18 protein-coding genes are annotated in these 20144 nt (G+C 65.8%); 9 read left to right on the top strand and 9 right to left on the bottom strand.

The window, feature by feature from the left end:
• Nucleotides 1–205: 205 nt before the first annotated feature.
• Together rep and ACYUME_RS01145 are read left to right on the top strand one after the other, a co-directional pair.
• A complete protein-coding gene (rep, locus tag ACYUME_RS01150; protein WP_050707509.1) occupies nucleotides 206–2215 on the top strand; it encodes a DNA helicase Rep in 2010 nt (669 codons plus the stop codon).
• A gap of 64 nt (nucleotides 2216–2279) precedes the next feature.
• On the top strand, nucleotides 2280–2852 hold the full coding sequence (locus ACYUME_RS01145; RefSeq protein WP_460417835.1) for a xanthine phosphoribosyltransferase: 573 nt from the start codon (nucleotides 2280–2282) through the stop codon (nucleotides 2850–2852).
• A 154-nt stretch (nucleotides 2853–3006) separates the two neighbouring features.
• Here the strand turns inward: ACYUME_RS01145 and ACYUME_RS01140 are convergent, their stop codons facing one another.
• From ACYUME_RS01140 to dadA, 5 genes are all read right to left on the bottom strand, one after another.
• Nucleotides 3007–4866 carry an acetyl-CoA hydrolase/transferase C-terminal domain-containing protein gene (locus ACYUME_RS01140; protein ID WP_460417834.1) on the bottom strand — a complete coding sequence of 620 codons (1860 nt, stop codon included), beginning with the start codon at nucleotides 4864–4866 and terminating at the stop codon, nucleotides 3007–3009.
• Between the two features lie 168 nt (nucleotides 4867–5034).
• Nucleotides 5035–5439 (bottom strand): c-type cytochrome, encoded by a 405-nt coding sequence (locus tag ACYUME_RS01135; RefSeq protein WP_279809024.1) that lies wholly within the window; start codon nucleotides 5437–5439, stop codon nucleotides 5035–5037.
• A 154-nt stretch (nucleotides 5440–5593) separates the two neighbouring features.
• Nucleotides 5594–6142 (bottom strand): cupin domain-containing protein, encoded by a 549-nt coding sequence (locus tag ACYUME_RS01130; RefSeq protein WP_011536384.1) that lies wholly within the window; start codon nucleotides 6140–6142, stop codon nucleotides 5594–5596.
• A gap of 107 nt (nucleotides 6143–6249) precedes the next feature.
• Nucleotides 6250–7323 (bottom strand): alanine racemase, encoded by a 1074-nt coding sequence (gene alr / locus ACYUME_RS01125; RefSeq protein ID WP_279888934.1) that lies wholly within the window; start codon nucleotides 7321–7323, stop codon nucleotides 6250–6252.
• A 196-nt stretch (nucleotides 7324–7519) separates the two neighbouring features.
• Entirely contained in the window at nucleotides 7520–8821 is a 1302-nt protein-coding gene (dadA, locus tag ACYUME_RS01120) for a D-amino acid dehydrogenase (RefSeq protein ID WP_460417832.1), read from the bottom strand.
• Between the two features lie 156 nt (nucleotides 8822–8977).
• On the opposite strand from dadA, the gene dadR reads away from it, so the two are divergent.
• On the top strand, nucleotides 8978–9466 hold the full coding sequence (dadR, locus tag ACYUME_RS01115; protein ID WP_039581953.1) for a transcriptional regulator DadR: 489 nt from the start codon (nucleotides 8978–8980) through the stop codon (nucleotides 9464–9466).
• A gap of 4 nt (nucleotides 9467–9470) precedes the next feature.
• Here dadR and ACYUME_RS01110 read toward each other — a convergent pair whose 3' ends face one another.
• Complete coding sequence (locus ACYUME_RS01110; RefSeq protein WP_460417829.1) at nucleotides 9471–9824, bottom strand: YkgJ family cysteine cluster protein; 354 nt, start codon at nucleotides 9822–9824, stop codon at nucleotides 9471–9473.
• A gap of 173 nt (nucleotides 9825–9997) precedes the next feature.
• Here ACYUME_RS01110 and ACYUME_RS01105 point away from each other — a divergent pair, with 173 nt between their 5' ends.
• Nucleotides 9998–11290 (top strand): NAD(P)/FAD-dependent oxidoreductase, encoded by a 1293-nt coding sequence (locus tag ACYUME_RS01105; RefSeq protein ID WP_460417828.1) that lies wholly within the window; start codon nucleotides 9998–10000, stop codon nucleotides 11288–11290.
• Between the two features lie 31 nt (nucleotides 11291–11321).
• Here ACYUME_RS01105 and ACYUME_RS01100 read toward each other — a convergent pair whose 3' ends face one another.
• Complete coding sequence (locus tag ACYUME_RS01100) at nucleotides 11322–11552, bottom strand: DUF1127 domain-containing protein (RefSeq protein ID WP_460417827.1); 231 nt, start codon at nucleotides 11550–11552, stop codon at nucleotides 11322–11324.
• 178 nt (nucleotides 11553–11730) lie between these two features.
• Here ACYUME_RS01100 and ACYUME_RS01095 point away from each other — a divergent pair, with 178 nt between their 5' ends.
• Both ACYUME_RS01095 and ACYUME_RS01090 read left to right on the top strand, forming a co-directional pair.
• Nucleotides 11731–13161, top strand: a complete 1431-nt coding sequence (locus ACYUME_RS01095; RefSeq protein WP_460417825.1) for an aminotransferase-like domain-containing protein — start codon at nucleotides 11731–11733, stop codon at nucleotides 13159–13161.
• Nucleotides 13162–13213: 52 nt separating this feature from the next.
• Nucleotides 13214–14764, top strand: coding sequence for a phospholipase D family protein (locus ACYUME_RS01090; RefSeq protein WP_460417823.1), 1551 nt, complete (start codon nucleotides 13214–13216; stop codon nucleotides 14762–14764).
• 44 nt (nucleotides 14765–14808) lie between these two features.
• Here the strand turns inward: ACYUME_RS01090 and ACYUME_RS01085 are convergent, their stop codons facing one another.
• Both ACYUME_RS01085 and ACYUME_RS01080 read right to left on the bottom strand, forming a co-directional pair.
• Complete coding sequence (locus ACYUME_RS01085; RefSeq protein ID WP_460417822.1) at nucleotides 14809–16173, bottom strand: GTPase/DUF3482 domain-containing protein; 1365 nt, start codon at nucleotides 16171–16173, stop codon at nucleotides 14809–14811.
• Entirely contained in the window at nucleotides 16166–17557 is a 1392-nt protein-coding gene (locus ACYUME_RS01080; protein WP_460417820.1) for a DUF2868 domain-containing protein, read from the bottom strand. Before ACYUME_RS01080 ends, ACYUME_RS01085 begins: the two co-directional genes overlap by 8 nt.
• A gap of 54 nt (nucleotides 17558–17611) precedes the next feature.
• Between ACYUME_RS01080 and ACYUME_RS01075 the strand changes: the two genes are divergently transcribed.
• From ACYUME_RS01075 to ACYUME_RS01065, 3 genes are all read left to right on the top strand, one after another.
• Complete coding sequence (locus ACYUME_RS01075) at nucleotides 17612–18130, top strand: dihydrofolate reductase (RefSeq protein ID WP_460417818.1); 519 nt, start codon at nucleotides 17612–17614, stop codon at nucleotides 18128–18130.
• Nucleotides 18131–18219: 89 nt separating this feature from the next.
• A complete protein-coding gene (locus tag ACYUME_RS01070; RefSeq protein ID WP_279884598.1) occupies nucleotides 18220–19353 on the top strand; it encodes an ABC transporter permease in 1134 nt (377 codons plus the stop codon).
• On the top strand, nucleotides 19350–20141 hold the full coding sequence (locus tag ACYUME_RS01065; protein WP_279884600.1) for an ABC transporter ATP-binding protein: 792 nt from the start codon (nucleotides 19350–19352) through the stop codon (nucleotides 20139–20141). Before ACYUME_RS01070 ends, ACYUME_RS01065 begins: the two co-directional genes overlap by 4 nt.
• Nucleotides 20142–20144: the final 3 nt, after the last annotated feature.

Raw genomic sequence — 20144 nt, 5'->3', positions numbered from 1 at the left:
CGATTAACTGGAAATGATTTTCACTTTTAGTCATTGCCCATCCCTGGCCGGCATCCCGACGCAATCTGACGTGCATCCTGCGCGAAAGTAGCAGAACCGGCAAATCCGATTCGCGCCCTGCATCACAACGTCAGACGGTCGCGCATTAACCGGTCCATGCCTGCTAGAATGCGCGGCTATTTTCTGGTTACCCCCGGTTTCTAGCATGTCCCGACTCAATCCCCGGCAACAGGAAGCCCGAGACTACGTCGGCGGCCCTCTTTTGGTGCTCGCCGGTGCAGGCTCCGGCAAGACCAGCGTGATCACGCGCAAGATTGCCCACCTCATCCAGAACTGCGGCATCCGTGCCCAGTACATCGTGGCGATGACCTTCACCAACAAGGCCGCGCGCGAGATGAAGGAGCGGGTCGGCACCCTGCTGCGTCCGGGGGAAGGCCGGGGCCTGACGGTGTGCACCTTCCACAACCTGGGCCTGAACATCATCCGCAAGGAGCACGAGCGCCTGGGCTACAAGCCGGGCTTCTCGATCTTCGACGAATCCGACATCAAGGCGCTGCTGTCGGACATCATGCAGAAGGAATACTCCGGCGACGACGGCATCGACGAGATCAAGAACATGATCGGTGCCTGGAAGAACGACCTGATCCTGCCGCCCGAGGCCCTGGAGAAGGCGCGCAACCCGCGCGAGCAGACCGCGGCCATCGTCTACACCCACTACCAGCGCACGCTCAAGGCGTTCAACGCGGTGGACTTCGACGACCTGATCCTGCAGCCGGTCAAGCTGTTCCAGGAGCACCCCGATGTGCTCGAACGCTGGCAGAACCGCGTGCGCTACCTGCTGGTGGACGAATACCAGGACACCAACGCCAGCCAGTACCTGCTGGTGAAGATGCTGATCGGCATGCGCAACCAGTTCACCGTGGTCGGCGACGACGACCAGTCGATCTACGCCTGGCGCGGCGCCCGCCCGGAAAACCTGATGCTGCTCAAGGAGGACTACCCCTCCCTGAAGATCGTCATGCTCGAGCAGAACTACCGCTCCACCAGCCGTATCCTGCGCTGCGCCAACGTGCTGATCGCCAACAACCCCCACGCCTTCGAGAAGGAGTTGTGGAGCGAGATGGGCGTCGGCGACGAGATCCGCGTGATCCGCTGCAAGAACGAGGAAGCCGAGGCCGAACGCGTGGCCATGGAAATCCTCACCCTGCACCTGCGCACCAACCGTCCGTACAGCGACTTCGCCATCCTCTACCGGGGCAACTACCAGGCCAAGCTGATCGAACTGAAGCTGCAGCACCACCAGGTGCCGTACCGCCTGTCCGGTGGCAACAGCTTCTTCGGCCGCCAGGAGGTCAAGGACCTGATGGCCTACCTGCGCCTGTTGGTGAACCCGGACGACGACAACGCCTACCTGCGGGTGATCAACGTGCCGCGCCGCGAGATCGGCTCGACCACCCTGGAGAAGCTCGGCAACTATTCCACCGAGCGCGGCATCTCGATGTACGCCGCCAGCGAGGAGCTGGGCCTGGGCGAGCACCTGGACGCCCGCTACACCGAGCGCCTGCAGCGCTTCAAGCACTGGCTCGACGGGGTGCGCCACAAGGTCGCCCTGGAAGACCCGATCGCCGCGCTGCACGAAATGATCCGCGACATCGACTACGAGAACTGGATCCGCCAGCAGACCGCCAGCGACAAGGCTGCCGAATTCCGCATCAGCAACGTCTGGTTCCTGGTCGAAGCGCTGAAGAACACCCTCGAAAAGGACGAAGAGGGTGACATGACCATCGAGGACGCCATCGGCAAGCTGGTGCTGCGCGACATGCTCGAGCGCCAGCAGGAAGAGGAAGAAAACGCCGAAGGCGTGCAGATGATGACCCTGCACGCCTCCAAGGGCCTGGAATTCCCCTACGTGTTCATCATGGGCATGGAGGAGGAGATCCTCCCCCACCGCTCGAGCATCGAGGCCGACACCATCGAAGAGGAACGCCGCCTGGCCTACGTGGGCATCACCCGCGCGCGTCAGACCCTGGCCTTCACCTTCGCCGCCAAGCGCAAGCAGTACGGCGAAATCATCGACTGCACGCCGAGCCGGTTCCTCGACGAACTGCCGCCGGACGACCTGGCCTGGGAAGGCCTGGACGATGCGCCCGTGGAAGTGAAAGCCGCGCGCGGCAACAACGCCCTGGCCGATATCCGGGCAATGCTCAAACGCTGATCAACCATTACTCTTTAACTTTGCCGCTATTTGCGGCCACCTTTGCTACATCGAGGAATACACAGTGGAAGCACTGCAGCAGAAGATTCGCGAAGAAGGCATCGTGCTTTCCGATCAAGTTCTCAAAGTCGATGCGTTTCTCAACCACCAGATCGACCCGGCGCTGATGCAGCTGATCGGTGACGAGTTCGCCCGCCTGTTCGCCGATTCGGGCGTGACCAAGATCGTCACCATTGAGGCCTCCGGCATCGCCCCGGCGGTGATGACTGGCCTGAAGCTCGGCGTGCCGGTGATCTTCGCGCGCAAGCACCAGTCGCTGACCCTGACCGAGAACCTGCTGACCGCCTCGGTGTACTCCTTCACCAAGCAGACCGAGAACACCGTGGCCATCTCGCCGCGCCACCTCAACAGCAGCGACCGCGTGCTGGTGATCGACGACTTCCTGGCCAACGGCAAGGCGTCCCAGGCGCTGATCTCGATCATCAAGCAGGCCGGCGCCACCGTAGCCGGCCTGGGTATCGTCATCGAGAAGTCGTTCCAGGGCGGCCGCGCCGAGCTGGACAGCCAGGGCTACCGCGTCGAATCGCTGGCCCGGGTCAAGTCGCTGGCAGGCGGCGTGGTGACCTTCATCGAGTAAAGCCTTGCTCGTACCCTGTAGGAGCGGCCTTGTGTCGCGAAAGGGCCGCAAAGCGGCCCCGGCGATCTGTGCATGAACGCTGAAATCCTGGGGCCGCTACGCGCCCCTTTCGCGACACAAGGCCGCTCCTACAGGGGGCCAGGAATGCCCGGTATCATCGCGTCGCCTGAAGCGCCGCCAGCAGCAACCGCTGATACAGCTCCTCTTTCAAACCCTGCGGATTATCCAGCTTCATCCGCGCCAACTGTGCCTCATACCCCTCGGGCCCCGGCGCATCCAACGCTGCCTTGCCCAGCTCCAAGACCTCGCTCAGCTTGAACTTGCTCTTCAACCAATTCAGCGCCCGCAACAGATCCCGCTCTTGCGCCGTGAAATCAGTCCCCAGTGGATACTCCGGAAACAGCCGTGCATGCCGTGCCCGAATGGCCTCGAGCCGCTCAGGCGTATTGTCCATGAACCGCGCATCCAGCTCGAAGTCCTTTGCCAGCTTGCCCGCCGCCTTGGCCTGCTCCATCAGCTCGCGCTGAAAACGTGAGTCACTGATCGCCAGCAACCGCGCAATCACCTCGCTGTCGGTCTGCCCGCGCAGGTCGGCGATGCCGTACTCGGTGATCACGATGTCGCGCAGGTGCCGGGGTATGGTGCAGTGGCCGTAGGTCCAGTAGAGATTCGAAGTGACCTCGCCACCGGCCTCGCGCCAGCTGCGCAGCAGCAGGATCGAGCGACCACCCTCAAGCGCGTGCCCCTGGGCGACGAAGTTGTATTGCCCACCCACGCCGCTGAGCACCCGGCCATCCTCGAGCTGGTCGGCGACCCCCGCGCCCAGCAAGGTCATGCCGAATACCGTGTTGATGAAGCGCGCGTCCCGTCGCTGGCGGCGCTTGAGGTCTTCCTGGCCGTAAAGTTCGTTGATGAAACTGATAGCGCTCATGGCAAAGCGAGCGCGCTGCGCCAGGGGCATTTCGCGCAAGCGCTGATAAAAGGCCCGAGGGCCGAGGATGAATCCGCCATGGATCAGCACACCGCGCTCGTCGGCCGGGCGTCGCACCACGCCGGCCTCGGCCAGGGCCAGCAAGCCGTTGACGAACATCTCGCTGCAGCCATACAGCCCCTGGGCGAAGGTATCCAGCCCGCCTTCCTGTTCGATCAGCGCCTGCCACGGGTCGATCTCCAGTTCATCGAGCAGCGCTCGATAGCCTTCGTTGTCGCCCTGGCGTGCCAGCAATGCCGCCGTCACCGCGTCGCCCATGGCACCGATGCCGATCTGCAGGGTGCCGCCATCGCGTACCAGCGTGCTGGCGTACAGGCCGATGCAGTGGTCCTGGGCGTTCACCGGCATGTTCGGGGTGGAGAACAGTCGGCGATGCTCGGGCTGGTCGATCAGCAGGTCGAACTGCGCCACGTCCAGTTCCGAATCGCCAGGCATGTAGGGCAGCTCGTCGTGGACCTGGCCCAGCATCAGGATGGTCTCTCCCGCAGCACGGCGCCGGGCGATCATCGGCAGCAGGTCGAGGGTGATGTCGGGATTGCAGGCCAGGCTCAGGTGGTCGGGCCTTTCGGGCGTGGCCGCCAGCAGTTGCGCGATCAGGTTAAGGCCCTTGGCGTTGATGTCGCGGGCGGCGTGGCTGTAGTTGCTGCTGACGTAGTCCTGTTGCGCCGGCGCGCTGTGCAACAGGCTGCCGGGTTGCATGAAGAACTGCTCGACGCGAATGTTGGCCGGCAAGGTATCGGCACGCAGGTCGGCAAGGTAGGTGAGCTCTTCGTAGTCGGCGAACACGCGCTCGACGAAGGGTTCGAGAAAACGGCGCTGCAGGCCGTCGCCCAGCGCAGGTCGGCCAAGGGACAGAGCCGTATAGATCGTCAGGCGACGCTCGGGCAGCTCGCGAATGCGGGCGTACAGCGCATTGACGAAGGCGTTGGGCTTGCCCAGGCCCAGGGGCAGCCCCATGTGGATATGCGCGGGCAGGCGCTGCAGGACCTCGTCCACGGCCTGGTCTATGGAACAGCGCTGCATCGGAGCCTCCTGGAACATCTAGGGTTCAGGGGTTGGACATGAATCATGGCAGGTTGGTTGCTGTGCTGTCCCCTGTGGGAGCGGGTTTACCCACGAAGAGGCCGGCACAGGCAGCACAAAAACAAAAGCCCGCCATCAATGGCGGGCTTTACTCGAATCAGGTCAGGCTCACAGCCCCGACATCTTCTTGATCGCACCCTTGAGGTCTTCATCCGAGCAATCGGCGCAAGTGCCCTTCGGCGGCATGGCGTTGATGCCGGTGATGGCCTTGGCCAGGATGCCATCGAGACCACCCTGGTGGTCGGCGCGCTCCTTCCACGCGGCGGTGTCGCCAATCTTCGGCGCGTTCAGCAGGCCCGTGCCATGACAGGCATTGCAGTGCTTGGCGATGATCTCGTCCGGCGTCTTGGCCCCGCCGCCGCCGGCAGTGGCGACCACTTCCATGCCCTTGCACTCCTGGCCCTGGACGCACACCTGGCCGACCGGCGCGAGGCGCTTGGCGATGTCGTCGTTGGTTGCAGCGGTTGCGCTCATTGCCCAAAGGGCGAATACGGCTGCTGGTACGGCCAGCATCTTCTTGATTTGGTTCACGCGAACACCCTCATGGTGGCTAATCACGCCCGCGGCCACGGAATCGCGAGCGTTGAAAAGTATAGCGGCACTGCACAAAGCGTGGAACGACCACACTCGGGGAAAGGGTATTGGCGAATCAATGCACTGCGCTGGATCAAAAGTTCGACGGAGTCGCCGCGCTGATCAGCCGAGCCGGCTCTTCGAATGGATTGCGAAAACGGTGCGGACGGGTGCTCTCGAAGTAGTAGCTGTCGCCGGCTTCGAGAATGAAGGTCTCGGTACCGACCACCAGTTCCAGACGGCCTTCGAGCAGGATGCCGGTTTCTTCGCCGTCATGGGTGAGCATTTCCTCGCCGGTGTCGGCACCCGGTGGGTAGACCTCGTTGAGGAAGGCGATGGCCCGATTCGGATGCGACTTGCCGACCAGCTTCATGGTCACCGCGCCATCGGAGATGTCGATCAGCTCGTGGGCCTTGTAGACGATCTGGGTGGGGCTTTCCGGTGCCAGTTCAACCGAAAAGAACTCGACCATGGACATGGGAATGCCGCTGAGCACCTTGCGCAGGGAGCTGATCGACGGGCTCACGCTGTTCTTCTCGATCATCGAGATGGTGCTGTTGGTCACGCCCGCGCGCTTGGCGAGTTCGCGCTGGGACAGGCCCTTGAGCTTACGGATGGCTTGCAGTCGTTCACCGACGTCCAAAGCTTGCGCCTCCAGAAACGGTCGAGGTGGGGAAGTGTGAACGATATGATGGCAATGCCGTTCAGTATTTACAACACACCGCCCCGCAGCCTGTCCGCTTCGGCGCCCTATTCGCCGATATAGTCCAGTGGCACGCGCTTGAGGTTGCAGAAGATCTGGTACGGAATGGTCCCGGCCTGCAGCGCCACGTCACTGGCCAGCACCTGCTTGCCCCACAGTTCCACCGGGCTGCCGATGGTGGCCTCGGGCACCTCGGTGAGATCGACGCAGAGCATGTCCATCGACACCCGGCCGATCAGCTGGGTGCGCTTGCCGGCCACGACCACCGGAGTACCGGTGGGCGCCTGGCGCGGGTAGCCGTCGGCATAGCCCATGGCGACCACACCGACCCGGGTCGGACGCGGGCTGACGAACCTGGCGCCGTAGCCCACCGGTTCACCGGCCGGCAGTTCACGCACGCTGATGATGCGCGATTGCAGGGTCATCACCGGCTGCAGGCGCGCGGCTTCGGCCTGGGCCTGCTCGAACGGGGTGGCGCCGTAGAGCATGATGCCCGGGCGTACCCAGTCGCTCTTGATGCTCGGCCAGCCCAGCACGGCCGGCGAGTTGCGCAGGCTGCACTCGGCGACCAGGCCCTGGCGGGCGGCCTCGAACACGGCGACCTGCTGCTCGGTGGCGCTGGCATCGAGCTCATCGGCGCGGGCGAAGTGGCTCATCAGCACGATGCGCGAGACCTTGCCGCTGGCCAGCAGCCGCTGGTAGGCATCCTGGTAGTCCTTGGGATGCACACCGACGCGGTGCATGCCGGTGTCCATCTTCAACCACACAGTCAGCGGCTTGTGCAGCGACGTCTTTTCGAGCGCCTCCAGTTGCCACGGCGAATGCACCACGCACCACAGGTCATGCTCGGCGATCAGCGCCAGCTCGCTGGCCTCGAAGAAGCCTTCGAGCAGCAGCACCGGGGCCTTGATGCCTGCCGCGCGCAGTTCCAGCGCTTCCTCGATGCAGGCCACGGCAAAGCCGTCGGCGTCTGGCTCCAGGGCCAGGGCGCAACGCACCGCGCCATGGCCGTAGGCATCGGCCTTGACCACGGCCAGGGCCTTGGCGCCGGTCAGCTCACGGGCCAGGCGGTAGTTGTGACGGAGGGCTTGGAGATCGATCAGGGCACGGGCGGGACGCATGGCGGCAGCCTTCTGGCAGTTCTGGTTATCGGTAAAGCCCCGGCGCGGCAGATGGGGGTAGGTACCCACCGCGCCGGGGTGAGGGAACAGGTCAATCGGTTTCGGGCCTCATCGCGGGGCAAGCCCGCTCCCACGATCACTGTCGAGGTTCGGTGGGAGCGGGCTTGCCCCGCGATGAGGCCAACAGCATCAATGCTTACTGGTGCGCCGGCGCCGGCTGGCCTTGGCTGGCCGCTTCGCGGCTGTTGCCATAACGCGAGATGTCCAGGCCTTCGGCACTGATCTGCGGCTTCTTGCGCGCGATCAGGTCGGCCAGCAGGCGACCGGAACCGCAAGCCATGGTCCAACCCAGGGTGCCGTGACCGGTGTTGAGGAACAGGTTACGGAACTTGGTCGCACCGACGATCGGGGTACCATCGGGGGTTGCCGGGCGCAGGCCGGTCCAGAAGCTTGCCTGGCTCAAGTCGCCGCCGCGAGGATAAAGGTCGTTGACGATCATCTCCAGCGTTTCGCGTCGACGCGGGTTCAGCGAAAGGTCAAAACCGGCGATTTCAGCCATGCCGCCAACACGGATGCGGTTGTCGAAACGGGTGATCGCGACCTTGTAGGTCTCGTCGAGAATGGTCGAGGTCGGCGCCATGTCGCCGTCGGTGATCGGCACGGTCAGCGAGTAGCCCTTGAGCGGGTACACCGGGGCCTTGATGCCCAGAGGCTTGAGCATCTGCGGCGAGTAGCTGCCCAGGGCCAGCACGTAGCGGTCGGCGGTTTCCAGCTTGCCGTCGATCCATACGCCGTTGATGCGATCGCCGGCGAAGTCCAGGCGCTGGATGTCCTGGCCGAAGCGGAACTCGACGCCCAGCTTGATGGCCATTTCGGCCAGCTTGGTGGTGAACAGCTGGCAGTCGCCGGTCTGGTCGTTGGGCAGGCGCAGGGCGCCGGCGAGGATGTCCTTCACCCCGGCCAGGGCCGGCTCGACGCGGGCGATGCCGTCGCGGTCGAGCAGCTCGTAAGGCACGCCGGATTGTTCCAGCACGGCAATATCCTTGGCCGCGGCGTCCACCTGTGCCTGGGTGCGGAACAGCTGGGTGGTGCCCAGGCTGCGGTTTTCGTAGGCAATGCCGGTTTCCGCGCGCAGCTCGTCGAGACAGTCACGGCTGTACTCGGACAGGCGCACCATGCGCTCCTTGTTCACCGCATAGCGACTGGCGGTGCAGTTGCGCAGCATCTGCGCCATCCACAGGTACTGGTCGACATCGCCGGTCAGCTTGATGGCCAGGGGCGCGTGGCGCTCGAGCAGCCACTTGATGGCCTTGAGCGGCACGCCCGGGGCGGCCCAGGGCGAGGCATAGCCGGGCGAGATCTGGCCGGCGTTGGCGAAACTGGTTTCCATGGCCACCGCCGGCTGGCGATCGACCACCGTGACCTCGAAACCTTGCCGGGCCAGATAGTAGGCACTGGCGGTTCCGATCACACCGCTACCAAGTACCAGAACTCGCATTGTTGTATCCCTCGCACGCGGCTTGCCGCAGTCTTTTGTTGATATGGCATGGTTGCGCGCAGTATAAGAATCTCCGACCAGTGCTATTCACTATATAAGCGCCTATATTTGGCGAGAATTCTCGGCAAAATCGCCTTTCACGGAGGGGCATCCCCTATGAGAACCCAGCACCAGAGCAAACGTGAACTGGACAAGATCGACCGCAACATCCTGCGGATCCTGCAGAGTGACGGGCGCATCTCCTTCACCGAGCTGGGCGAGAAGGTCGGGCTGTCCACCACCCCCTGCACCGAGCGCGTGCGCCGCCTGGAACGCGAGGGGATCATCATGGGCTACAACGCCCGCCTCAACCCACAGCACCTCAAGGGCAGCCTGCTGGTGTTCGTCGAGATCAGCCTGGACTACAAGTCGGGCGACACCTTCGAGGAATTCCGCCGCGCCGTGCTCAAGCTGCCTCACGTGCTGGAATGCCACCTGGTGTCGGGCGATTTCGACTACCTGGTGAAGGCGCGCATTTCGGAGATGGCCTCGTACCGCAAGCTGCTCGGCGACATCCTGCTCAAGCTGCCCCATGTGCGCGAGTCGAAGAGCTACATCGTGATGGAAGAGGTGAAGGAGAGCCTGTGCCTGCCGATTCCGGACTGAGGCTTCAGACCAGCACCTGACGGGTCGTGGCGATGAACTGGTGGACCAGTTGCTCGGCCTCGGGCTCGATGGGTTGTGCCGGACCGCGACCGCGAGGGCAGGCCAGGCGCGGGGTGGTGCCGAACAGGCGACAGATCATCGGGCGTTCTTCGTAGACCGTGCAGCCATTGGGCCCCAGATGCACACAGTCCAGACGCTCCAGGGCAGCCTCCTGCTCGGCCTGGGTCTTGCGCGGCAGGCGGGCCATTTCTTCGGCGGACGTGGTGACTGGGCCGCAGCAGTCATGGCAGCCGGGCTCGCATTCGAACGAAGGAATGAGTTCGCGCAGGAAGTGGATCTTGTGGCTGTTGCAGGACATGGCAAGGTACGAATCAAAGTATCTGCATGGATTATAAGCCCATTCGCGGGTAAACCCGCTCCCACAGGATTCCCAGTGTATTGAGCACCGCGCAGCCCCGTGGGAGCGGGTTGCCCCGGCGCGAAAGCAAAGCTTATCCTCGCCACCTCCCTCCATTCGCTCAGGCCGACTCAATGATCCACAGCGCGCAGCACGCCGCCTCCTACTATGCCGCCAGCAGCGCGCCACACCCAGACCATCCGTTCCTGCAAGGCGAGCACAGCGCCGACGTGTGCATCGTCGGCGGTGGCTACTCGGGCCTGAACACCGCCATCGAGCTGGCCGAGCGCGGCCTGTCGGTGATCGTGCTCGAGGCCCGCAAGATCGGCTGGGGGGCCAGCGGGCGCAATGGCGGTCAGCTGATCCGTGGCGTCGGCCACGGCCTCGAGCAGTTTCTCCCGGTGCTCGGCGAGGACGGCGTGCGCAGCCTGAAACTGATGGGCCTGGAGGCCGTGGAAATCGTCCGCGAGCGCGTCGAGCGCCATGGCATCGATTGCGACCTGACCTGGGGCTACTGCGACCTGGCCAACAAGCCCGCCGAGCTGGAAGGCTTCGCCGCGGACGCCGAGGAACTGCGCAGCCTGGGCTACCGCCACGAACTGCGCCTGGTGCAGCCCGGCGACATGCACACGGTGGTGGGCTCCGATCGCTATGTCGGCGGTCTGATCGACATGGGTTCCGGCCATCTGCACCCGCTCAACCTGGCTCTGGGCGAAGCCGCCGCGGCCAGCCGACTGGGTGTGCACCTGCATGAGCAGTCGGAAGTCACTCGCATCGAGTACGGCGCCGAGGTCAAGGTGCATACCGCACAAGGACGGGTGCGGGCCAAGACCCTGGTGCTGTGCTGCAACGCCTACCACAACGATCTCAATCGCGAGCTGGGCGGCAAGGTGCTGCCCGCCGGAAGCTACATCATCGCCACCGAGCCACTGGGGGAGGAGCGCGCCCGCCAGCTGCTGCCACGGAACATGGCGGTGTGCGACCAGCGCGTGGCCCTGGACTACTATCGCCTGTCAGCCGACCATCGCCTGCTGTTCGGCGGTGCCTGCCATTATTCGGGCCGCGACCCGCAGGACATCGCCGCCTACATGCGCCCGAAGATGCTCAAGGTGTTCCCGCAGCTGGCCGACGTGCGCATCGATTACCAGTGGGGTGGCATGATCGGCATCGGCGCCAACCGCCTGCCGCAGATAGGCCGCCTGGCCAGCCAGCCCAACGTCTATTACGCCCAGGCCTATTCCGGCCATGGGGTGAACGCCACCCACCTGGCCGGGCGCCTGCTCGGCGAGGCGATCAGTGGCCAGCAAAGTGGTCGCTTCGATCTGTTCGCCAAGGTGCCGCACACCACCTTCCCCGGCGGCAAGCTGCTGCGCTCACCGTTGCTGGCATTGGGCATGCTCTGGTATCGGCTCAAAGAACTGGTGTGAGTCGAATTCAGCACGCCCCTGTAGGAGCGGCTCAGTCTTTCCAGAAAGGTTTACGCCCTTCCCGCCACGCCTGTTCCCAGGTCAGGCCGATATCGCGCAGCTGCCGATCATCCAGTTGCAGCAACGCCCTGCGGGTACGCCAGCGATGCAGCATCAGGGCCCAGCGGCTCAGGCCGGTAGACACGCTGTAGACCTTGGCTCGCTCTCCGGCCTCCAGTTCCTTGGCCAACAGTTGCACGCGCACATCGCTCAAGCCACCCATCACTGCGTTCTCCCATCAGTTGATACCGTGGAGAAAGCATGCGCGTTCCTGCTCTCGACAATACAGATCCAACAGACAGTTATTATTTCCATACAGAATTGGCAGAAAGTCGGCTGAATGAAGTATTTTCCAACAATCTGTATTGGTCAGTGCCCCACACAACGCCCAGGAGTATGCCGTGACCCTCTACCTCAACCTGGCCGAACTGCTCGGCTCGCGCATCGAGCAAGGCCTCTACCGACCCGGCCAGCGCCTGCCCTCGGTACGCGCCCTGAGCGTGGAACACGGCGTCAGCCTGAGCACCGTGCAGCAGGCCTACCGCCTGCTGGAGGACAATGGCCTGGTATCGCCACGGCCCAAGTCTGGCTACTTCGTCGCCGAGGATCGCCAGCTCCCCGCCCTGCCCGATATCAGCCGCCCGGCCCAGCGGCCTGTGGATATCTCGCAATGGGAACAGGTACTGGAACTGGTCCGGGCCACCCCGCGCCCGGACGTGATCCAGCTCGGCCGTGGCATGCCCGACGTCGACAGCCCCACGCTCAAGCCGCTGCTGCGCAGCCTGGCGCAGATCAGCCGGCGCATGGACATGCCCGGCCTGTACTACGACAACATCCACGGCAATGCCCTGTTGCGCGAGCAGATCGCTCGGCTGATGCTCGACTCCGGCTGCCGCCTGGGCCCGACCGACCTGATGGTGACCACCGGCTGCCATGAGGCGCTGTCATGCAGCATTCGCGCGGTGTGCGCGCCCGGCGACATCGTCGCGGTCGACTCGCCCAGCTTCCATGGCGCCATGCAAACGCTGAAGGGCCTGGGCATGAAAGCCCTGGAGATTCCCACCGACCCCATCACCGGCATCAGCCTGGAAGCCCTGGAACTGGCCCTGGAACAGTGGCCGATCAAGCTCATCCAGATTACCCCCAGCTGCAACAATCCGATGGGCTACATCATGCCCGAGTCGCGCAAGAAGGCCCTGCTGACCCTCGCCCAGCGCTACGACGTGGCGATCCTCGAAGACGATGTCTACGGCGACCTGGCCTACACCTACCCACGCCCGCGCACCATCAAGTCGTTCGACGACGACGGCCGCGTGCTGCTCTGCAGCTCGTTCTCCAAGACCCTGGCGCCGGGACTGCGGGTCGGCTGGGTGGCGCCGGGGCGCTACCTGGAACGGGTGCTGCACATGAAGTACATCAGCACGGGCAGCACCGCCTGCCAGCCACAGCTGGCGATCGCCGACTTCATCGCCGAAGGCCACTACCAGCCCCACCTGCGCCGCATGCGCAACCAGTACCAACGTGGTCGCGACCAGATGTGCGATTGGATCACCCGCTACTTCCCGTCCGGCACACGCGCCAGCCGGCCTCAGGGCGGCTTCATGCTCTGGGTTGAATTGCCGGAGGGTTTCGATACGCTGCGCCTGAACCGCGCGTTGATGGAACAAGGCGTGCAGATCGCCGTGGGCAGCATCTTCTCGGCTTCGGGCAAGTACCGGAATTGCCTGCGCATGAACTTCGCCGCCCGCCCGACGCCGCAGATCGAAGCCGCGGTGCGCAAGGTCGGTGAAACCGCCCTTCGTCTACTGGAGGCCGAGCACATCGGCGGTTAACGTTGCGCCGCGGTCCAACCCATGAGCCCTTGCTGTACAGGACGATCCTTCCTTGAGACTCCAGCGAGCCCTGCCCCTGCTGCTGGCGCTGCTGCTCGGCCTGTCGGGCTGCGCCAGCGTCGGCACCCCGCGTGAAGTCAGCCAGGCCCTGCCGGCGGCCGACTCGGCGTTCGGTCGTTCGGTGCAGCGCCAGGCCGCTCCCTACGCGGGACGCTCGGGCTTTCGCCTGCTGCCCAACAGCAACGAGGCGTTCCGCGCCCGCGCCGAGCTGATCCGCAACGCCCAGGCGAGCATCGACCTGCAGTACTACATCGTCCACGACGGCCTCAGCACCCGTGCCCTGGTCCACGAACTGCTGCGCGCCGCCGATCGCGGCGTGCGCGTGCGCATCCTGCTCGACGACACCACCAGCGACGGCCTGGACAGCCTGATGGGCACCCTCGCCGCCCACCCGAACATCCATATCCGCGTGTTCAACCCGCTGCACCTGGGGCGCAGCACTGGCGTGAGTCGCGCCGCGGGGCGGCTGTTCAACCTGTCGCGCCAGCACCGGCGCATGCACAACAAGCTGTTCCTGGTGGACAACAGCATGGCGATCGTTGGTGGCCGCAACCTGGGCGACGAGTATTTCGACGCCGAGCCCAACCTCAACTTCACCGACATCGACCTGCTGGGTGTCGGGCCTGTGGCCGAGCAGCTCGGGCACAGTTTCGACCAGTACTGGAACAGCGCTCTGAGTCGTCCGATCGGTGACTTTCTCTGGCGCCAACCCGACGCCCGCGACCTGTTCGCCAGCCGCCAGCGCCTGGAAATCTCCCTGGCCGAGGCGCGGGTCAGGCGCAAGGCGCTGTATGACCGTCTGATGGCTTATCAATCACAGCCGCGCCTGGACGTGTGGCGCAACGAACTGATCTGGGCTCACAGCCAGGCCCTGTGGGATGCGCCGAGCAAGGTGCTGGCAGACGACGAGCCGGACCCGCGCTTGCTGATGAGCCAGCAGCTGGCCCCGGAGCTGAACGGCGTGCACAAGGAGCTGATCCTGGTGTCGGCCTACTTCGTTCCGGGCGAACCGGGCTTGCTGTACCTGACCAGCCGCGCCGACGCCGGCACTTCGGTGAAGCTGCTGACCAACTCCCTGGAAGCCACCGACGTGCCCGCCGTGCATGGTGGCTACGCGCCCTATCGCCGCGCCCTGCTCGAACATGGCGTGCAACTGTACGAACTGCGCCGCCAACCAGGCGCACCACGGCCGCGCCTAGGCTTGCATGGCAGTTCCGATTCGAGCCTGCATAGCAAGGCCATGGTGTTCGACCGGCGCAAGACCTTCATCGGCTCGTTCAACTTCGATCCGCGCTCGGTGCTGTGGAACACCGAGGTCGGGGTGCTGGTGGACAGCCCGGAGCTGGCCGAATACACCCGTGACCTGGCCGTGCAGGGCATGGCGCCGGCACTGAGCTACCAGGTGAAGCTGGTGGACGGGAAACTGGCGTGGGCCACCGAGGACAACGGCCAGCGGCACCTGCTGGTGACCGAGCCCGGGGGGATATGGCGACGCTTCAATGCCTGGATCAGCAAGGCGGTCGGGCTGGAGAAGATGCTGTAGGACGCATCGCGGGGCAGGTCCGCGAAAGGGCCGCCCCTGTCATCTCAAATCTGTAAAACCAATGCCTCCAGCTGTTCTTGCCGCTGCGCCTGGTTCACCTTCGCTCCGGGATTGAGCGTCGACCATTGCGGATGCGCGCGCGCCTTGATCAGGGCCTCGGGCAGCTTGCCCTGGCGCCAGGCTTTCTCATCCGGGGCCGCCAGGCGAATGCTGTCCTGCGCCGCATGCCCGCGCCCGTCCAGCGCCACCATCAACTGCTGCTGACGCAGCGCCAGCAGGCGCAGCACGGTGTCGTCCACGGTCAGCTCACGCTGCCCCTTGAGCTTGCCCATCAACCGCGAACCATAGTTGCGCGCGGTCTGCAGGGCGCCACCGGCAATCGCCCCGGCCAGAGCAGCGGCGCCGAGGGTCAGGCCGCCGACCAGCAGGTCCACGCCCGCGCCCGCCGCCGCCCCGGCAGCCACGCCGCCGCCCAGGCGCACACCCAGCAGTCTCAGGGTTTCCGGATTGAACAGGTCATCGCCCCAGCGTCCGTCGAGTAACGGCAGGTCGCCGGCATTGGCATCTTCACGGCGAAAGGCATAGAGCTTGAGCAGGGCCTCGACGCAGCGCTGCTCGCGTTGCCGCACATCCTGGCGCAAGGCCTCGGTGGCACGGGCCTCGGCGGCGGGCTCGGCCTCGACACTGCGCCGGCAGGCGGCGCAATCGAGCAGCAGTTCGGCGATCAGGCGCTTGCCGCTGCGCTGGCGGGCCAGGCGCTGGGCCTGCTGGTCATCGATCAGGCGCTGCAGGGCCGGGCGGGCATCCTCCAGCAGCAAGGCCAGGCTTTCGTAGAGGCGGCGCTCGCCATCCTCGGGCGGAGCCACGCTGTCGAACCGCACCAGCGCATGCAGGCCCAGGCGCGCCAGAGCCTCGCGCCACTCCGGCTCGCGGTGCTGGCTGCTGGCGACGAAGTTGAGCACCGGCAGCAAGGGCTTGCCGCAACTGGCCAGCACTTCCAGTTCGTCGCGGTACTTGGCCAGCACCGGTTCGCGGGCGTCGATCACGTATAGCCCGGCGTTGCTCGCCAGCAGTTGGCGCAGCACCTTGGCCTCCTGCTCGAAGCGCTGGCGCGCCTCGCTGCCCTGCAGGAAGCGTTGCAGGCGGGCCGGGCCGTCCAGGCGCTCGCCTGGACGCTCCAGACGCTCGAGGTAATCGAGCAGGGCGATGGCATCTTCCAGGCCGGGGGTGTCGTAGAGCTCGAGCAGGGGCTGGCCATCCACCGACAGGCGCGCGCCCTCCACATGGCGGGTGGTACTGGGCCGGTGCGAGACCTCGCCGAAGCCGACGTCACGGGTGAGGGTGCGCAGCAGCGAAGTCTTGCCGACGTTGGTGTGGCCGACCACGGCCAGTTTCAGCGGCTCAGTCATGGCCATGCTCCAGCCAGGTCAGGGGCGAGGTGTCGGCGTGGGGCAGGCCGAGGCGATCGAGAGCGTCGTGCCAGTCGCCCAGGCGCGCGGCGTCAAGGGCCTGGCCAGGTTGCGCCTGCAGCAGCCAGATGCGCGTGGCGCCAGCGTTGCGCGCCAGCTCCGCCAGCAATGCCAGGCTGCCACGGTCGGGGGAGCGGCGTGGGTCGCAGGCGATGGCCAGGCGTGCCGGCGGGAAGCGGCCAAGCTGTTCGAGCAGCTTGTTGCGTGACTCACGGCTGTCGAGCACGCCGGCATCGGTCACGCTGTTCGGCAATGCCGGGGGCCAGGGACGCTGGTCGTCCAACTCCAGGCCCACCAGCAGGGCACCGCTGCTGCCGCTCTCGAGCTGGCCAGCCTCGAACTGCGGCAAAGTCTCGGGGGCCGCGTCCTGCACGCCGATGCGCTCGCTACGGGGCATCAGCGCTTCACGCAATTGCGCATAGCCGGGCAGGTTGAGATCCAGGCCCAGGCGATCGCGACCTTGGCGCCAGCGCCACAGGCACAGCGCGGCCAGGACCAGGCGCGGCAGCAGGCCATAGACCAGCACCACGCCAAGCAACCAGCTGGCCCAGGCCTGGCGCGCCAGCTCCAGCGCCGGCAAGCTGTCGCCGCTGGCACGGATCATCGCCTCGTCCGGCACGGCGAAGCCAAGCAGCGCGGGCAGGGCACCGAGGGCTTGGGTGAGGGCGATGAAGGGTTCGGCGGCGAGCAGGGTGGTTTCCCAGACGAAGCCATAGCGCCGGGTCGCCAGCAACGCCAGCAGCATCGCCAGCGCCGCGAGCATGACCAGGCACCACAGGCCGTGCACCAGCAGGCCGAGCAGCCAGCGATTCAGACGCTGGCGCTGCAGCAGGACGAGCAGGGCCGGGGCCAGCTGCGCAGCCTTGGCATCGCGGGCCAAGCGCTCGCTCAGCCACAGCCACAGGCGGCCCAGCGCCGCGCCCTGCTCGCCGGCGAAGAAAAAGCCGGCGGCCCAGCCGATCAGCAGTGCCAGGTTCAACCCGAGCAGGCTGCCCAGGGCCCAGAACACGTTCACTGGCCGCAGGCCATCGCCCAGCGCGGCCAACCCCAGGCCGGCGCCACTGAGCACGGCGAGCGCCATGAGCGCCAGCAGTGCCAGGCGCGCGCCCTGCTTCCAGTGGCGCAGCGCCGTCGTCATGCCGTCGCGCTCGGCCAGCCACAAGGCGCGCCGCTCGATGCGTGTCGCCAGGTCGCCGCCCAGCTGGCGGGCACGGCGATTGGCTTCCTGATCCTCCAGGGGCCCGGCGTGTTCCTCGCGCAGGCGCACCGCTTCGGTGAGCCAGCGCTTGTCGAGTGGAGTCGGTGCGGTCACAAGCTCTTCCATTGCACAGGTCAGGGCGCAAGCATAACCCACGTGCCCGGTGCTATCCTCGCCGGCATGACTACATCACTCCCTCTCAGCCTGATCGCGGCGTTCGCCGAGAACCGTGTGATCGGCATCGACAACTCCATGCCCTGGCACCTGCCGGGGGACTTCAAGTACTTCAAGGCCACGACCCTGGGCAAGCCGATCATCATGGGGCGCAAGACCTGGGATTCGCTGGGCCGGCCACTGCCGGGGCGCCTGAACATCGTCGTCAGCCGCCAACCGGGCCTGGTCCTGGCCGGCGCCGAGGTGTTCGCCTCGCTGGAGGCCGCGCTGGCCCGCGCCGAGCAGTGGGCCCGCGAACAAGGTGTCGAAGAGCTGATGCTGATCGGCGGCGCGCAGTTGTACCGGCAGGCCCTGGAAAAAGACCTGGTGAGCCGCATGTACCTGACCCGGGTCGAGCTGTCCGTGCCAGGCGATGCGTGGTTCCCCGAGTTCGATCGGCAGCACTGGCGACTGGCCTCGAGTGAGCCGCAACCGGCGCAAGACGATAAGCCGGCCTACCACTTCGAGGTGTGGGAAAAGGTCTGAGACGACCGGGGTCGCATGGCAGGAATGCGCTGTTCATCGTGGCCCGCTGCGCTATGATCTGACTCGCCCCCCAGCACCGAGTCAGATGCATGGAGCCTATGACCATTCCGAGCGCCACCCTGGACACCAGCCAGCAACCCTCCCGCCTGCGCATCGTCGGCGACTGGACCCTGGCCCACTACGCCAGCCTCAAGCGCGAATGCGAGCGACTGCAGGGCCAGTACGGCAACGACACCCTCGCCGACCTCAGCCAGCTTGGCCGGCTGGACACCGCTGGCGCCTCGCTGCTGGCCGAGTTGCTGGGGGCCGAACGCCTGTCGCACTGCACCGACGCGCTCCCCGAGGCCGACCGCGCCCTGCTCTGCAACGTCTACCGCTCGGTGCAGGACTACTGCATTCCGCTGCGCGAACCCGAGCGTCCGGTGCTGATCCTGCTGCTGGCGCGCATCGGCTGCGCCGTCGACCAGCTGTGGCAGGACACCCGGCAGGTCCTGGGTTTCATCGGCCTGATCCTCGAAACCCTTTTGCTGCGCCTGTTCCAGCCGCACCGCTGGCGCATCACCCCGGTGGTCGCCCACCTCGAGCAGACCGGCCTGGATGCCGCGCCCATCGTCGCCTTGCTGACCTTCCTGGTAGGCGCGGTGGTGGCTTTCCTCGGCGCGACGGTGCTGGCCGACTTCGGCGCGACCATCTTCACCGTCGACCTGGTGGCGTTCTCCTTCCTGCGTGAGTTCGCCGTGCTGCTCACGGCCATCCTCATGGCCGGCCGCACCGCCAGCGCCTTCACCGCGCAGATCGGCTCGATGAAGGCCAACGAAGAGATCGACGCCATCCGCACCCTGGGCCTGAACCCCATCGAGCTGCTGGTGGTGCCAAGGGTGCTGGCGCTGCTGATCGCACTGCCGCTGCTGACGTTCATCGCGATGCTCTGCGGCATGATCGGCGGCGCGGTGGTCTGCGCCCTGACCCTGGATATCTCGCCGGCGATGTTCCTGTCGCTGCTGCAGAGCGACATCGGCGTGCAGCACTTCCTGGTGGGCATGGTCAAGGCGCCGTTCTTCGCCTTCCTGATCGCCACCATCGGCTGCCTGGAGGGTTTCAAGGTCAGCGGCAGCGCCGAATCGGTCGGCGCCCACACCACCTCCGCGGTGGTCCAGTCGATCTTCGTGGTGATCGTGCTGGATGCGGTAGCCGCGCTGTTCTTCATGGAGATGGGCTGGTGACCGGTCGGCAAGCGGTGATCGAGGCACGGGGCATCTGCAACCGTTTCGGCAGCCAGGTGGTACACGAGAACCTCGACCTGGACCTGTACCGTGGCGAGATCCTCGCCGTGGTCGGCGGCTCGGGCAGCGGCAAGTCGGTGCTGCTGCGCAGCATCATCGGTCTGCGCCGCCCCGACGAAGGCCAGGTCAAGGTCTTCGGCCAGGACCTGGCCACGCTCGACGAGGCGCAGCGCTCCAAGGTCGAACAGCGCTTCGGCGTGCTGTTCCAGAGGGGCGCGCTGTTCTCGTCGCTGACCGTCACCGAGAACGTCGCCCTGCCGCTGATCGAACACGCCGGGCTGTCGCGGGCCGACGCGGAACACCTGGCCGGGGTGAAGCTGGCCCTGGCCGGCCTGCCGATCAGCGCCGCCGACAAGTACCCGTCCTCACTGTCCGGCGGCATGATCAAGCGCGCCGCCCTGGCCCGGGCACTGGCGCTGGACCCGGACATCCTGTTCCTCGACGAGCCCACCGCCGGCCTCGATCCGATCGGCGCCGCCGCCTTCGACCAGTTGATCCTCACCCTGCGCGACGCCCTGGGCCTGTCGGTGTTCCTCATCACCCACGATCTGGACACGCTGTACACCATCACCGACCGGGTGGCAGTGCTGTCACAGAAGAAGGTGCTGGTGGCCGGCCCGCTCAGCGAAGTCGAGCGCACCGACGACCCCTGGATCCACGAATACTTTCACGGCCCGCGCGGCCGGGCGGCCGAAGACGCCGCCCTGCGCGCCCGCCAGGAGCGCTGAACG

This window comes from Pseudomonas sp. microsymbiont 2 (assembly GCF_054788395.1).
The sequence above is the reverse complement of the archived record's forward strand: the minus strand, read 5'-3'. Positions and strand labels throughout refer to the sequence as shown.

What these genes read in the sequence shown, in the direction of transcription:
- ACYUME_RS01085 (WP_460417822.1), bottom strand. Translation starts at nt 16,173, where the DNA reads ATGACTGAGCCGCTGAAACTGGCCGTGGTCGGCCACACCAACGTCGGC.
- ACYUME_RS01080 (WP_460417820.1), bottom strand. Translation starts at nt 17,557, where the DNA reads ATGGAAGAGCTTGTGACCGCACCGACTCCACTCGACAAGCGCTGGCTC.
- ACYUME_RS01105 (WP_460417828.1), top strand. Translation starts at nt 9,998, where the DNA reads ATGATCCACAGCGCGCAGCACGCCGCCTCCTACTATGCCGCCAGCAGC.
- ACYUME_RS01100 (WP_460417827.1), bottom strand. Translation starts at nt 11,552, where the DNA reads ATGGGTGGCTTGAGCGATGTGCGCGTGCAACTGTTGGCCAAGGAACTG.
- ACYUME_RS01070 (WP_279884598.1), top strand. Translation starts at nt 18,220, where the DNA reads ATGGAGCCTATGACCATTCCGAGCGCCACCCTGGACACCAGCCAGCAA.
- dadR (WP_039581953.1), top strand. Translation starts at nt 8,978, where the DNA reads ATGAGAACCCAGCACCAGAGCAAACGTGAACTGGACAAGATCGACCGC.
- alr (WP_279888934.1), bottom strand. Translation starts at nt 7,323, where the DNA reads ATGCGTCCCGCCCGTGCCCTGATCGATCTCCAAGCCCTCCGTCACAAC.
- ACYUME_RS01135 (WP_279809024.1), bottom strand. Translation starts at nt 5,439, where the DNA reads ATGCTGGCCGTACCAGCAGCCGTATTCGCCCTTTGGGCAATGAGCGCA.
- ACYUME_RS01140 (WP_460417834.1), bottom strand. Translation starts at nt 4,866, where the DNA reads ATGCAGCGCTGTTCCATAGACCAGGCCGTGGACGAGGTCCTGCAGCGC.
- rep (WP_050707509.1), top strand. Translation starts at nt 206, where the DNA reads ATGTCCCGACTCAATCCCCGGCAACAGGAAGCCCGAGACTACGTCGGC.
- ACYUME_RS01075 (WP_460417818.1), top strand. Translation starts at nt 17,612, where the DNA reads ATGACTACATCACTCCCTCTCAGCCTGATCGCGGCGTTCGCCGAGAAC.
- ACYUME_RS01110 (WP_460417829.1), bottom strand. Translation starts at nt 9,824, where the DNA reads ATGTCCTGCAACAGCCACAAGATCCACTTCCTGCGCGAACTCATTCCT.
- dadA (WP_460417832.1), bottom strand. Translation starts at nt 8,821, where the DNA reads ATGCGAGTTCTGGTACTTGGTAGCGGTGTGATCGGAACCGCCAGTGCC.